Source organism: Arthrobacter sp. TJ-254 (genome assembly GCF_058269175.1).
In genome coordinates this window covers 759,570-771,870 of record NZ_JBZCNF010000001.1, presented here as the reverse complement: position 1 = coordinate 771,870, position 12,301 = coordinate 759,570, and the positions used below count along the sequence as shown (strand labels likewise).

The 12,301-nt window shown below is 67.7% G+C and carries 10 protein-coding genes; 3 read left to right on the top strand and 7 right to left on the bottom strand.

The annotated features are described in order from the left end of the window. Positions 1 to 22: 22 nt before the first annotated feature. Together AC4D14_RS03670 and AC4D14_RS03665 are read right to left on the bottom strand one after the other, a co-directional pair. Positions 23 to 409 carry a HesB/IscA family protein gene (locus AC4D14_RS03670; protein WP_490900209.1) on the bottom strand — a complete coding sequence of 129 codons (387 nt, stop codon included), beginning with the start codon at positions 407 to 409 and terminating at the stop codon, positions 23 to 25. A 108-nt stretch (positions 410 to 517) separates the two neighbouring features. Further along, on the bottom strand, positions 518 to 1,972 hold the full coding sequence (locus AC4D14_RS03665) for a dipeptidase (RefSeq protein WP_490900208.1): 1,455 nt from the start codon (positions 1,970 to 1,972) through the stop codon (positions 518 to 520). Positions 1,973 to 2,107: 135 nt separating this feature from the next. Between AC4D14_RS03665 and AC4D14_RS03660 the strand changes: the two genes are divergently transcribed. After that, positions 2,108 to 2,701: a DUF3043 domain-containing protein gene (locus tag AC4D14_RS03660; RefSeq protein WP_490900207.1), complete on the top strand. Its 594-nt coding sequence runs from the start codon at positions 2,108 to 2,110 to the stop codon at positions 2,699 to 2,701. A gap of 162 nt (positions 2,702 to 2,863) precedes the next feature. Here the strand turns inward: AC4D14_RS03660 and AC4D14_RS03655 are convergent, their stop codons facing one another. Continuing rightward, the gene (locus AC4D14_RS03655) at positions 2,864 to 3,946 is read right to left on the bottom strand and encodes a quinone-dependent dihydroorotate dehydrogenase (protein ID WP_490900206.1); all 1,083 of its coding nucleotides are present in this window, start codon (positions 3,944 to 3,946) and stop codon (positions 2,864 to 2,866) included. A 70-nt stretch (positions 3,947 to 4,016) separates the two neighbouring features. Between AC4D14_RS03655 and AC4D14_RS03650 the strand changes: the two genes are divergently transcribed. Next, complete coding sequence (locus tag AC4D14_RS03650; RefSeq protein ID WP_490900205.1) at positions 4,017 to 5,081, top strand: alpha/beta hydrolase; 1,065 nt, start codon at positions 4,017 to 4,019, stop codon at positions 5,079 to 5,081. A gap of 26 nt (positions 5,082 to 5,107) precedes the next feature. On the opposite strand, the gene AC4D14_RS03645 is transcribed toward AC4D14_RS03650, so the two are convergent. Genes AC4D14_RS03645 through leuA form a run of 3 tightly spaced genes read right to left on the bottom strand, consistent with a single transcriptional unit; the run spans position 5,108 to position 8,438 of the window. After that, positions 5,108 to 5,914, bottom strand: a complete 807-nt coding sequence (locus AC4D14_RS03645; RefSeq protein ID WP_490900204.1) for an isoprenyl transferase — start codon at positions 5,912 to 5,914, stop codon at positions 5,108 to 5,110. Next, positions 5,911 to 6,651, bottom strand: a complete 741-nt coding sequence (recO, locus tag AC4D14_RS03640) for a DNA repair protein RecO (protein ID WP_490900203.1) — start codon at positions 6,649 to 6,651, stop codon at positions 5,911 to 5,913. Before recO ends, AC4D14_RS03645 begins: the two co-directional genes overlap by 4 nt. Positions 6,652 to 6,695: 44 nt before the next feature. After that, entirely contained in the window at positions 6,696 to 8,438 is a 1,743-nt protein-coding gene (gene leuA, locus AC4D14_RS03635; protein ID WP_490900202.1) for a 2-isopropylmalate synthase, read from the bottom strand. A gap of 257 nt (positions 8,439 to 8,695) precedes the next feature. On the opposite strand from leuA, the gene AC4D14_RS03630 reads away from it, so the two are divergent. Then, a complete protein-coding gene (locus AC4D14_RS03630; RefSeq protein WP_490900201.1) occupies positions 8,696 to 10,645 on the top strand; it encodes a M13 family metallopeptidase in 1,950 nt (649 codons plus the stop codon). Positions 10,646 to 10,680: 35 nt separating this feature from the next. Here the strand turns inward: AC4D14_RS03630 and AC4D14_RS03625 are convergent, their stop codons facing one another. Next, on the bottom strand, positions 10,681 to 12,276 hold the full coding sequence (locus tag AC4D14_RS03625) for an LCP family protein (protein ID WP_490900200.1): 1,596 nt from the start codon (positions 12,274 to 12,276) through the stop codon (positions 10,681 to 10,683). Positions 12,277 to 12,301 lie beyond the last annotated feature (25 nt).

Genomic DNA, 12,301 nt, shown 5'->3' with positions numbered 1-12,301 from the left:
CCGCGCGGGGCCCCGGCGCATGCTAGTGGAAGGAGTCTCCACAGGCGCAGGAACCGCCTGCGTTCGGGTTGTCGATGGTGAATCCCTGCTTCGAAATCGTGTCCTCGAAGTCGATGGAGGCACCGGAGAGGTACGGAACGCTCATCTTGTCAACGATCACTTCGACGCCGTCAAAGTCGCGCACGGCGTCGCCGTCAAGAACCCGCTCGTCAAAGTACAGCTGGTAGATCAGCCCCGAGCAGCCGCCGGGCTGGACTGCGACACGGAGCCGGAGATCCGTGCGGCCTTCCTGCTCGAGGAGGCTGCGAACCTTCCCCGCTGCGACGTCGGACAGTTTCACCTCGTGCTCCGGAAGCGACGCGGCGGTCTCATCGGCGGCGGTGGTGGTCTCTGTCGTGCTTGCGCTCATTATGTTTCTCCTAGCTTGGATCCGTTGCTGGAACGTCGCTCACAGTTCCGTCCCCGTCAATGCGGCGTTCTGGAGTCCCTTCCATGGTACGCCGCGCTTCTCCTGCAGTTAACTTGGGCTTCCTGCCGCACCCTCGACGCCGGACCCAGTGAGTCGGCCCTTGCTGATCCCCGCCAGGAGGAGGGCCTCGGCAAGCACCGCGCGCTTGAACTCTCCGAGGTGGAGGGATTCGTTGGCGCTGTGCGCCCGGGAATCGGGGTCTTCGACACCGGTGATGAGGATTTGGGCCTGTGGGAACAGTTCTGTCAGGTCTGCGATGAAGGGGATCGACCCGCCCATTCCCGCTTCGACGGCCGGCACGCCCCACGCTTCCTCCAGCGCCTGCAGTGCGAGCTGGGCCGCCGGCGCCGAGGTGTCGGTGGCGAACGGGCTGCCCGTCTCCCCCGGTGTGAATGTCACCCGCGCACCAAAGGGGGCATGGTGCTGCACATGATCCTCGATGGCCCGCATGGCCTGCTCCGGGTCCTGGCCGGGAGCCAGGCGGAGGCTGAACTTCGCCCGCGCACGCGGCAGCAGCGTGTTCGAGGACAGTGCCACGCTGGGGATGTCCATGCCGATGATCGACAGGGCCGGCTTATGCCAGAGCCGTGAAGCGATGGTGCCCGTACCGGCGAGCCGCACGCCCTCGAGCACCGAGCTGTCTGCCCGGTAGTCGCTTTCGGCATAGTCGACTGTGGCGTGGTCGCCACCGGCCAGGCCAGCGATGCGTACGTCACCTGCTTCGTTGTGGAACGTCGAGATGAGCCGTGCGAGCAGTGTGGGCGCGTCGAGGACGGGGCCACCGAACATTCCGGAATGCACCGCGTGGTCAAGGACCTGCACCTCGATGGTGCCGTCGACCAGGCCGCGGAGGCTGGTGGTCAGGGCCGGCACGCCGACCTTCCAGTTGCTCGAATCGGCAACGACGATGACGTCGGCCTCGAGCAGCGAGCGGTGCGTCTCAAGGAAGGACCTGAAGGTCGGCGAGCCGGCTTCCTCCTCGCCCTCGATGAACAGGGTGACACCGACACCGAATTCGTCGCCGAATACCTCGAGCAGGGCGCGCAAGGCGCCGACGTGGGCCATGATCCCGGCCTTGTCGTCGGCAGCGCCCCGCCCGTAGAGGCGTCCGTTGCGCTCCTCGGGCGTGAAGGGGTCGCTCTCCCACAGATCCGGGTCCCCCGGGGGCTGGACATCGTGGTGTGCGTAAAGGAGCACGGTGGGTTGGCCCGCCGACGCAGGACGGCGGGCAACGACGGCCGGGCCGCCCGGGACGCCGGCATTGTCAACGCGGAGAATCTGGACATCGTCGACGCCGGCGGCGCGGATCAGGTCCGCTACCGCCTCGGCGCTGCGGTCCAGCTCGGCGGGGTCGAACGCTTCCCAGGCGATGCCACGGATGGCCACCAGTGAGGAAAGCTGCTCGACGATGCTTGGGAAAGCGGCTTCGACGCTCGAACGGAGCGCCTCGACGTGCTGGTCAGTGCTGCTGGGCGGCCGCTCGGCCGCGTCGTGGAGGTTCATATATCGACCCTACACAGCCGGGGCCGGGGCGGCAGCGGGAGGAGCACCGCCTCGCGGCGTCAAGGGGGCCGCTCCCGCGCGGCGCAGCCGCCGTGCGCGTACGCCCGGCGGCTTCCCTGCGGGTATCCTGAGGGTGTGTTTGGACGAAAGAAAGACGCCCCAGCGGCCCAGGATGTTATTGACCGGATGAGCCAGCAGCGCGAAGAGAGCCAGCGGGCAGCTGGAAAAGGCGCCCCGACTCCCAAGCGGAGCGTTCAGCAGGCCGCCCGCAAGCGGCCGCTGGTGCCCGAGGACCGGAAGGCTGCGCGCGGGCAGAACCGCACGGCGGTCGCCGAGGAGCGGGCCCGGATCCGGGAGGCCCTGAACACCGGCGAGGAGCGCTACCTGCCGCTGCGTGACAAAGGCCCGAACCGCCGCTACATCCGCCAGTTCGTCGATGCACGGTGGAACGTCGGGGAATTCCTCATGATCGCGGCACTGGTGTTCGTGATTCTCAGCTTCATCCAGAGCCTCGCCGTGCAGAGCGCCGTGATGCTCGGGTTCTGGGTGCTGATCCTGGTTGTGATCGCCGACTGCTTCCTGCTGCGCCGCAAGCTCAAGGCGCGCCTGACCGAGAAGTTCGGCGGCCCCAATGCCGGGGATCTCTGGTACGGGGTCACCCGTGCCCTGCAGCTGCGCCGTCTGCGCCTGCCCAAGCCGCTCAACAAGCGTGGGCAGTACCCGGCCTAGGATTCAGCCTCGCCGCGCGGGGGCGAAGACGAACATTCAAGGGTGGACCGGTGCGCCGGTCCACCCTTCGCGATAGAGGTCTCTTGACTGCGGACCTTATGGGCCGCGGACGGTACCGACAGGACGCTCGACCGGCCCACCCGCACCGCCCGGCGCCGGGCCTCAGCGCTGCTGGCGCGAGCGGAAGGCCCGGGCAAGGCCCCGGTTGATGCGGGCGGCCCAGAGCGGTCCCTCGTAGAGGAACGCAGTGTACCCCTGAACAAGGGTGGCTCCGGCGTCGAGGCGCTCCAGGACGTCCTCCGCCGACTCGACGCCGCCCACCGAGATGATGGCTAGGTCGTCGCCCGCGGCGGCGCGCAGGCGTTTGAGCACTTCGAGGGAGCGTGCCTTGAGGGGCGCTCCGCTCAGGCCTCCCACCCCCATGGCCATCACCGCTTCCGGCTGCGCCTTCAGCCCGTTGCGGGTGATCGTGGTGTTCGTGGCAATGATGCCGTCGAGGCCGAGGTCGAGGGCCAGCCGGGCGACGTCGTCGAGGTCAGCGTCGGTGAGGTCGGGGGCGATCTTGACAAGGAGGGGCACGTGGCGGCCCGCCGCTTCATCGGCGGCGCGGCGGACGGAGGTCAGGAGCGGGCGCAGGGAGTCGACCTTCTGCAGGAGCCGCAGCCCGGGGGTGTTGGGCGAGCTGACATTGACCACGAGGTAGTCGGCCGCAGGGGCAAGTTCGGCGGCGCTGAGCAGGTAGTCGGCCGTGGCATGCCTGAGGTCGACCTTCTTGGTCTTGCCGATGTTCACGCCGATGATCGGGCGGTTCGAACGGTAGGTGCGCTCAAGGCGGGCACGGGCGGCGCGCAGGCGGGGGGCGACGGCCGCGGCGCCGTCGTTGTTGAATCCCATCCGATTGATGACGGCCCGGTCCTCGACGAGGCGGAAGAGCCGCGGCTTCGGGTTGCCCGGCTGGGCCGCACCGGTGATGGTCCCGATTTCGACGTGGCCGAAGCCGAGGGTCGTCAAGGCGCTGATGCCCTTCCCTCCCTTGTCGAATCCCGCGGCGAGACCGAACGGCGAGGCGAACACGACGCCGAAGGCCGTGGTCTGCAGGTCCGCCGGAGGGCTGCAGTAGCGCCTCAGCAGCCACCCGGCCGGCGTGCGGTCGGCGGCGCGGATCAGCCCGAACCCAATCCGGTGCGCTTTCTCGGCGTCCATTCCGGAAAACACGAGGCGGAAGAAGGTTGGGTAGATGCGCATGCTCTAAAGTTCCCATGAGGACCGCCGCTCGAACAACTCGGGCACGACACCCGGAGGATTTGGCCGAATCATGACTGGCACCTGGGAGCCGGACCCCCTGGGCGACGGCTATCGACAGCTCACTCTTGAACTCGAGCCAGACGACGAGGGCCCCTGTTTCGCCACCCTCGTCTCCTACCGCCGGGCACCGGCCAAACGAGCCAGTTCCACCCCGAGCAGTGATTCCACCGCCGGAAACGGTTCCGCTCCGGCTGCGCCCGCCGCCGGGGTCCAGCCGCGGCGGGTGCCGGCCGTGATGTACATCCATGGGTGGAGCGATTACTTCTTCCACACGGAACTCGCCGAATTCTTCAGTGAGCGGGCCATCGAGTTCTTCGCCCTTGATCTGCGCAAGTACGGCCGGAGCCTCAGGCAGTGGCAGACACCCGGATACGTGCGGTCCCTGGAGGAGTACGACGCCGATCTCGATGCCGCCATCGACGCTGTCGAGGCTGCGGTACAGGAGGAACATGGCGGCGGCGTGGAGGTTGAGCTGAGCATCATGGCCCACTCGACCGGCGCCCTGACGACGGCCTTGTGGGCCAACCGGTTCCCGGGGCGGGTCACCTCGCTCATCATGAACAGCCCCTGGCTCGACACCCAGGGCAGCGCCCTGCTGCGCAGCACAACGCAGGGTCTGCTTGAACCGATCAGCCGGCTTCGCCCCAAGACCCGGCTGCGGCTCCCCGAATTCGGGCATTACTGGCGCAGCATCAGCAGCGAGGCCGAAGGCGAGTGGAACCTTGACCGGCGCTGGCGGCCCGAGTTCGGGTTTCCCGTAACGGCCGGGTGGCTGACGGCCGTGCTCGCGGGCCATGCCGCCGTGGCGCGGGGGCTGCACATCGAGGCGCCGGTGCTCGTGCTTGCCTCGGCCCGTTCGGCCGTCAGTCCCACGTGGAGCCCGGCGATGCTCGAGGCCGACAGCATCCTCGAGGTGTCCCCCATGGTGCGCAGGGCCACGGACCTCGGGCGGAGGGTGATGATCTGCCGGTTCGACGGCGCCCTCCACGATGTCCTTCTCTCCCGGCGGGAGGTGCGCCGCGAGGTCTACGGCGAGCTCGACAGGTGGGTCCGCGGCTACACGCTGAGCCTCTGACCTTCTGAGCTGTTGAACCCCCGGCCTCAGCCGCGCGCGGCTGTGGCGGCGTCGACGGCGCCGCCGTAGCGCCGGTCCCGGGAGGCATACTCCTCGATGGCCCGCCACAGGGTGCGCCGGTCGACGTCGGGCCAGAGGGTGTCCATGAAGACCATCTCGGCGTACGCCGACTGCCACAGCAGGAAGTTGGAGAGGCGCTGCTCGCCGGACGTGCGCAGGAACAGGTCGACGTCGGGCAGGTCCGGTTCGTCGAGGAACCGCTGGACCGTTTCCTCATTGACTGACGAAGCTTTCATGCGGCCCGCCGCCACCTCCTCGGCGATGGCCCGCGCGGCGTCGGCGATCTCGGCGCGGCCCCCGTAGTTCACGCACATGGTCAGCGTGCACGTCGAATTGCCCAGGGTGTGCTGTTCGGCCGCCTCGAGTTCGGAGATCACCGAGCGCCACAGCCGGGGCCGGCGCCCGGACCAGCGAATGCGCACGCCCCACTCGTTCAACTGGTCGCGCTGCCTGCGCAGTACGTCCTTGCTGAACCCCATCAAGAACCGGACCTCATCGGGCGACCGCTTCCAGTTCTCTGTCGAGAACGCGTACACCGAGACGTGCTTCACGCCGATCTCGATGGCTCCGGCCATCACGTCGAGCAGCGCGGCCTCACCGGCGCGGTGGCCCTCCGTGCGGGGCAGCCCGCGCTCGTTGGCCCACCGACCGTTGCCGTCCATGACGATGGCCACGTGGGCCGGAACGAACTCCCGCGGGATGGCAGGTGCCGTCTCCCCGCTCGGGTGGGGCCAGGGGGCCACCGGACCTGCTGCCGGAATATTCGAAGTCACACACGCTCCACATGTCGAAGTGATTGGACGACCCGCTCAAGGTGCCACTGCAGATAATTTGCCACGAGCCCCGCAGCCTCACGCCGGGCCGCGCTTTCCGCGGCTTCGGCCGCAGCCCAGTCGCCGGTGAGCAGCGCAGCAAGCAGGTCCATCGTTGCCGGCGACGGCGACGCCGCTCCGGGCGGTCTGCACTCGGCGCACACGGCACCGCCGAGCGGCGCCGAGAAAGCGGTGTGCGGTCCGGGGGCCGCGCACTTGGCGCATTCGGAGAAACTCGGCGCCCACCCGGCGGTGGCCAGGGCGCGGAGCAGGTACGAATCGAGGATCAGTTCGGGCGGGTAGAGCCCGCGGCTGAGCGCCGAGAAGGCTCCGGCCACGAGGCCGTACTGCGCGCCGGCAGCCTCGCCGTCGGTGTCGGTAAGGCGTTCCGCCGTCTCTGCGATGGCAGCCGCCGCGGTGTAGCGGCCGTAGTCGGCGGCGATGCCGTGCCCGTACGCACCCTTCGTCTGGGCCTGGGTGACGACGTCGAGGTTGCGTCCGGATGCAAGCTGCAGGTCGACGGTCATGAAGGGTTCGAGCCGCGAACCGAACTTGCTGCTCGTGCGCCGTACGCCTTTGGCGACCGCACGCACCTGCCCGTGTTCACGGGTCAGCAGCACGATGATCCGGTCGGCCTCGCCCAGTTTGTAGGTCCGCAGCACAACGCCTTCGGCGCGGTAGGTGCGGGACGCTGACATTTTGGGCACCCTACAATTGTCCCACTAACTCGACGCCGCAGGAGTCAGGCGGCGTCCCGGATCGCCCGGTTGACCGCCGACACCACGGCCTTGAGCGCCGCCATCGTCGTGTTGGCGTCGATGCCCACGCCCCACAGCACCCGCTCCCCCACGGCGCACTCCACATAGGCAGCCGCGCGGGCGTTCCCGCCCGAGGACAGGGCGTGCTCGGTGTAGTCGAGGACGCGCACGTCGACCCCGTCCTGCCCGAGGATTTCAAGCAGGGCGGCAATCGGACCGCTGCCCACCGCAGAACGCCGCTGCTGCACCCCGTTGACGAGCAGGGTGGCTGCGAGCTTGAAGGAGCCGTCCTCGGCGGTGTCGGTGTTGACCGAGGTGAGCGCGTAATGCCCCCACTGCGCGGAGTCCTCGCCCGCGCGGGTGGGCAGGTATTCGTCCTGGAACACGGCCCACAGTTCGGGCCCGCTGATTTCCCCGCCGACGGTCTCGGTGCGCCGCTGGATGACGCCGGAGAATTCGATCTGGGCGCGGCGCGGGAGGTCGAGGCTGTGCTCGTGCTTGAGCAGGTAGGCAACGCCGCCCTTGCCCGACTGGGAGTTGACCCGGATGACGGCCTCGTAGCTGCGACCAATGTCCTTGGGGTCGATCGGCAGGTAGGGGACGGCCCATGGGAGTTCGTCAACGCTCACGCCGGCGGCCTTCGCGTCGCGCTCCATGCTTTCGAAGCCCTTCTTGATGGCGTCCTGGTGGGATCCGGAGAACGCAGTGAAGACGAGGTCGCCGCCATAGGGCGAACGCTCGGGCACCAACAACTGGTTGCAGTATTCGGCGGTGCGGCGGATCTCATCCATGTCCGAGAAGTCGATCTGCGGATCGATGCCCTGGCTGTAGAGGTTCATGCCGAGGGTCACGAGGTCGACGTTGCCGGTGCGCTCGCCGTTGCCGAACAGGCAGCCCTCGATCCGGTCGGCGCCGGCGAGGTAGCCGAGCTCGGCGGCGGCGACTCCGGTTCCGCGGTCGTTGTGGGGGTGGAGCGAGAGGATGATGTTCGAGCGGTTCTCAAGGTTGCGGCACATCCACTCGATCGAGTCGGCGTAGACATTGGGGGTGGCCATCTCGACGGTGGCCGGCAGGTTAAGGATCATCTGGCGGTCGGCGGACGCTTCGAAGACGGCCGCCACTTCATTGCTGATGCGCGCCGCGAACTCCAGCTCCGTCCCGGTGAAGGACTCGGGCGAGTACTCGTATGTGACGTGGGTGTTGCCGAGGGTTTCCTCGAACTTCCGGCAGAGCCGGGCACCCGTCAGCGCAATATCGACGATGCCGTCCTGGTCCTGGTTGAAGACCACCCGCCGCTGAAGGACCGAGGTCGAGTTGTAGAGGTGAACGATGGCGCGGTCGGCTCCCGCGAGGGACTCGTACGTCCTCTCGATCAGGTGCTCCCGCGCCTGGGTGAGCACCTGGATTGTGACGTCGTCGGGGATCCTGTCGCCCTCGATCAGCTGGCGGACGAAATCGAAGTCTGTCTGCGACGCCGAGGGGAAGCCGACTTCGATCTCCTTGTAGCCCATGCGGACGAGGAGATCGAACATCTTGTGCTTGCGCTCGGGGCTCATCGGGTCGATGAGGGCCTGGTTGCCGTCGCGGAGGTCGACGGCGCACCACCGGGGAGCTTTGGTGATCAGCTTGTCCGGCCAGGTGCGGTCGGGAAGTTCAACCGTGATCTGGTCCTGGAACGGCGTGTACTTGGTGAACGGCATTCCCGAAGTCTTTTGTGCGTTTCGCATTACATTGGCCTTATCTCTTGAACCTTTGCGCTGGCGGCCGGGCAACACAGTCACCGCAGCGAGGTTCGGCCTGTAGCTGGAAAGTCCTAGGTGACCTCGCCGCGGCACATAAGAAGAGTCATCTTTGCGCGCACAATCTCACGATAGCACGGCACATAGGATGGCTTAAGGGACGTTCCGTTGCGCAGGGACGGCGGAGCGCGCCTGGCCGAACCCGTTGAGAAAACACCCGTTGAGACAACCTTGAGGAGAACCCGATGAGCGATGCCGGGATGGCGCCGGATGCGGCCGATGAGGAAGTGCGTGCGCAGGACGACCTGTTCCGGCACGTGAACGGCGGTTGGCTCAAGTCGACGGTGATCCCGTCAGACCGGCCCCTTGAGGGATCCTTCACGCAACTCGCCGATGCCTCTGAACGCGCGGTGCGCGACATCGTGGAGACTGCGGCCCGGGAACCCGGTGCGACGCCGTCGCTCACCAAGATCGGCACGCTGTACGCGGCCTTCATGGACACCGCGGCGACCGACGCCGCCGGGATCTCCCCCGTGGCCGGCCCGTTGGCGGAGGTTGAGGCCGTGGCGGACCTCGACTCTTTCCTGGCCCTCACCGGTTCCCTGACCCGGTCCGGTGTCCAGGGCCTCTGCGCGCCCTTCGTCAGCAACGACGCAGGGAACCCCGACCGTTATGTTCTGCACCTCTACCAGTCCGCGCTGGGGATGCCGGACGAGTCCTACTACCGGGAGGAAAGGTTCGAGGGAACGCGAAAGGAGTACGCGAAGCTGCTTGAAACGCTGCTGTCCCTGGCCGGGCACCGCGAACCGTCGCGGGCCGCCGGCGCCGTCCTCGCCCTCGAGACCCGCTTGGCCGGTGGACACATGACCACCGTCGAACGCCGGGACCCCCAGAATACCTACAACCTTTATTCGCGGGCAGCGCTCCTCGAGCACGCGCCCTTCAGCAGCGGCTGGCTTGCGGCGGTCACCAACACCGAGGAGCAGGCCGAAGAGCTCGTTGTCAGCCAGCCGGAGTACCTGAAAACGGTTGAGGCGGCACTGACGGAAGAGCCGCTGTCCGTCTGGAAGGAATGGCTGGGCACCCGGGTGCTGCTCCACGCCTCCGACTACCTCGATGACCGGTTCGTGCAGGCGGTCTTCGCCTTCTACGGCACTCATCTGGGAGGGACTCCGCGCATCAAGGACCGCTGGAAGCGCGCCGTGGCGCTGGTGGAGGGTGCACTGGGCGAGGCCGTGGGCCAGGAGTATGTCGCCCGGCACTTCCCGGAGAGTTCCAAGCAGACAATGATGGATCTGGTCTCCAACCTCGTGAAGGCGTATGCCAAGAGCATCTCCTCCAGGGAGTGGATGACCGAGGCCACCCGCACGCGTGCCCTCGACAAGCTCTCCCTCTTCACCACGAAAATCGGCTACCCGGAGGAGTGGATCGACTATGGGCCGTTGGACATCCGGCCCGGCGATCTCTATGGCAACGTCCGCAGGGCCTCGGAGTTTGAACACAACCGGCAGCTGAACAAGCTCGGCGGCCCCATCGACCGCGGCGCGTGGCTGATGACGCCCCAGACGGTGAACGCCTACTACATGCCCACAATGAACGAGATCGTGTTCCCGGCGGCAATCCTTCAGCCTCCGTTCTTCACCGCCGACGCCGATCCTGCGGTGAACTACGGTGCGATCGGTGCCGTGATCGGCCACGAGATCGGCCACGGCTTCGATGACCAGGGGTCCCGCTTCGATGGCAGAGGCGCCCTGCTCGAGTGGTGGTCCGAGGACGATCGGACGGCCTTCGAGGCGCTGACCTCCCGCCTCGTCGAGCAGTACGCGGCGCTCTCCCCCGCCGAGGCACCGGACTCGAAGGTCAACGGGGAGCTGACCCTCGGGGAGAACATCGGCGATCTCGGGGGCTTGGGCATCAGCTACGAGGCCTACCTGCTGAGCCTTGGCGGCGCGGAACCGCCCGTCATCGACGGGGTGACCGGGGCAGAGCGCTTCTTCCACTCCTGGGCGCGGTGCTGGCGGCAGAAGATCCGCCCCGAGGAGGCCCTGCGCCGCCTCACCGTCGATCCTCACTCACCCAACGAGTACCGCTGCAACCAGGTTGTCCGGAACCTCGACGAGTTCCATGAGGCGTTCGCCGTCCGCCCCGGTGACCGGCTGTGGCTGGAGCCCCAGGAGCGCGTGCGCATCTGGTAGTCGGGCACGGGAGGCGCCTACCCGGGCGCCTCCCGTCAGAACCCTGAAGACGCCTGGCAGGTGACCTCTTCGGCCGTCTGTCCGTCGAGTCCGGGCGCGAGCGGTTCGCGCTTCACCTTCGGTCCCGAAACGAAGTCGGCGCCTGCCTGCACCTCGATGCCCGGCAGCGAAGCACTGGCGATGAACTGGCTGTCCGGGATGCCCAGGAGCGCCTGCAGTGCGGCCGCTGCCTCTTCGTATCCCGGCCCGTAGAGGAGCTGGGTGGCCGGCGCGGATCCGCCCTCGAGCGTTCCAGCCAGGGCGTACCCCTCGTCGAGGAGGATCCCCTGGATTTCGGCGGCGCGCGCCGGGTCGCCGGTTCCGTTGACCACCGTGACCGGGATCGATGCGGCGTCGAAGGCCGGCGTTTCCGGTGTGGTCGTCTCGGCGGCGGGGCTCTTCGAGGAGGGTCCGGTCGGCGCCGGGCCCTGGGAGCTCCCGGCCCCGGGTGCCGGCGTGCCGGCGGACGGCTTGGTCGTGGGCGAGGGGCTGGTGAGGCTGCGGTCTGCGCGGAGCGCGGCGAACAGTTTTTCGGCCGGCTCCTCATCGAGCACCAGGCGGTTCGGGTCCTCGTCCCAGGGCGCGGTCGGCACGGTGACGAAGGCGATGTTTCCAAGGTCGACGTTCTTGACGCGGTCGGCGAGTTTGAGGATCTCCGTGACCTGGGAAAGCCCTTCATCGACGGTCAGGTTCTTGCTGAGCGTTTCGGCAATTGAGTAGAGGCGCGGAAGGTTGTTGAGCGTCCCCTCCTCCTGCACCTTGCGGGCCAGCGAAGCCATGAATGACTGCTGGGCGCGGATGCGGCCGGCATCGCCGCCGTCCCCGAACGCGTGGCGCGTCCTCAGGAAGGCAAGTGCCTGCTCCCCCTCGACTTCGCTGGTGCCGGCGGGAAGGCTCAGCCCGGAGAATTCATCCTCGACGGCCTGGTCGACACATACTTCCACCCCGCCGAGGGTCGCGGAGAGTTCTTTGACGGCGTTGAAGTCGGCCATCATGAAATGGTCGACGCTCAGCCCCGTCATTTCGTTGACTGCCGCAACCGTGCAGCCGGGTCCGCCCGAGTTCAGTGCACCGTTGAGCTGGGCGAGATCCATGGCCGGCGATACATCTCCCGTGTCCGGGTTGACGCAGCTGGGAAGGGGAACGAGGAGGTCCCGCGGCAGGCTCAGCACCGTGACGGTCGACCGGTCGGCCGAGAGATTGGCAAGGAGCATTACATCCGAGTTGCCCGAGCCCGAGGAAAGATCCTCGCCGCCGACATCTTCGCCGCCGTTGCCGGTGCGCGTGTCGGTGCCAAGGATCAGGATCTGCACCGGATCGGTGCTGAGGTCGACGGGCAGCTGAGGCTCCCGGCTTGCCCCGATGTTGAGGGGCTGGGTGTCGACGTTCGACTGCAGGCGGAGGACCTGGAAACCGGCGAAGGCAGCGGTTCCGAGCAGGAGCGTTGAGAGGCCTACAGCGGCAGCCTGAAGCGCACGCGGCCGGGCCGGCGGGCCGAGGTGCCTCCCTGCCGGGGCTGCGGCTTCCCGTCCGCCCGCGGAGGATCCGGAACCTGCGGGACCAGGTCCGAACGGTCCTTTGTCTTCACTCACGCGTGCGGGTCCCTTTCAAGGAGCT

Excerpts from the sequence above, each read along its gene's own strand:
- AC4D14_RS03655 (WP_490900206.1), bottom strand. The coding sequence starts at position 3,946 with ATGCGCATCTACCCAACCTTCTTCCGCCTCGTGTTTTCCGGAATGGAC.
- recO (WP_490900203.1), bottom strand. The coding sequence starts at position 6,651 with ATGTCAGCGTCCCGCACCTACCGCGCCGAAGGCGTTGTGCTGCGGACC.
- AC4D14_RS03630 (WP_490900201.1), top strand. The coding sequence starts at position 8,696 with ATGAGCGATGCCGGGATGGCGCCGGATGCGGCCGATGAGGAAGTGCGT.
- AC4D14_RS03670 (WP_490900209.1), bottom strand. The coding sequence starts at position 409 with ATGAGCGCAAGCACGACAGAGACCACCACCGCCGCCGATGAGACCGCC.
- leuA (WP_490900202.1), bottom strand. The coding sequence starts at position 8,438 with ATGCGAAACGCACAAAAGACTTCGGGAATGCCGTTCACCAAGTACACG.
- AC4D14_RS03665 (WP_490900208.1), bottom strand. The coding sequence starts at position 1,972 with ATGAACCTCCACGACGCGGCCGAGCGGCCGCCCAGCAGCACTGACCAG.
- AC4D14_RS03650 (WP_490900205.1), top strand. The coding sequence starts at position 4,017 with ATGACTGGCACCTGGGAGCCGGACCCCCTGGGCGACGGCTATCGACAG.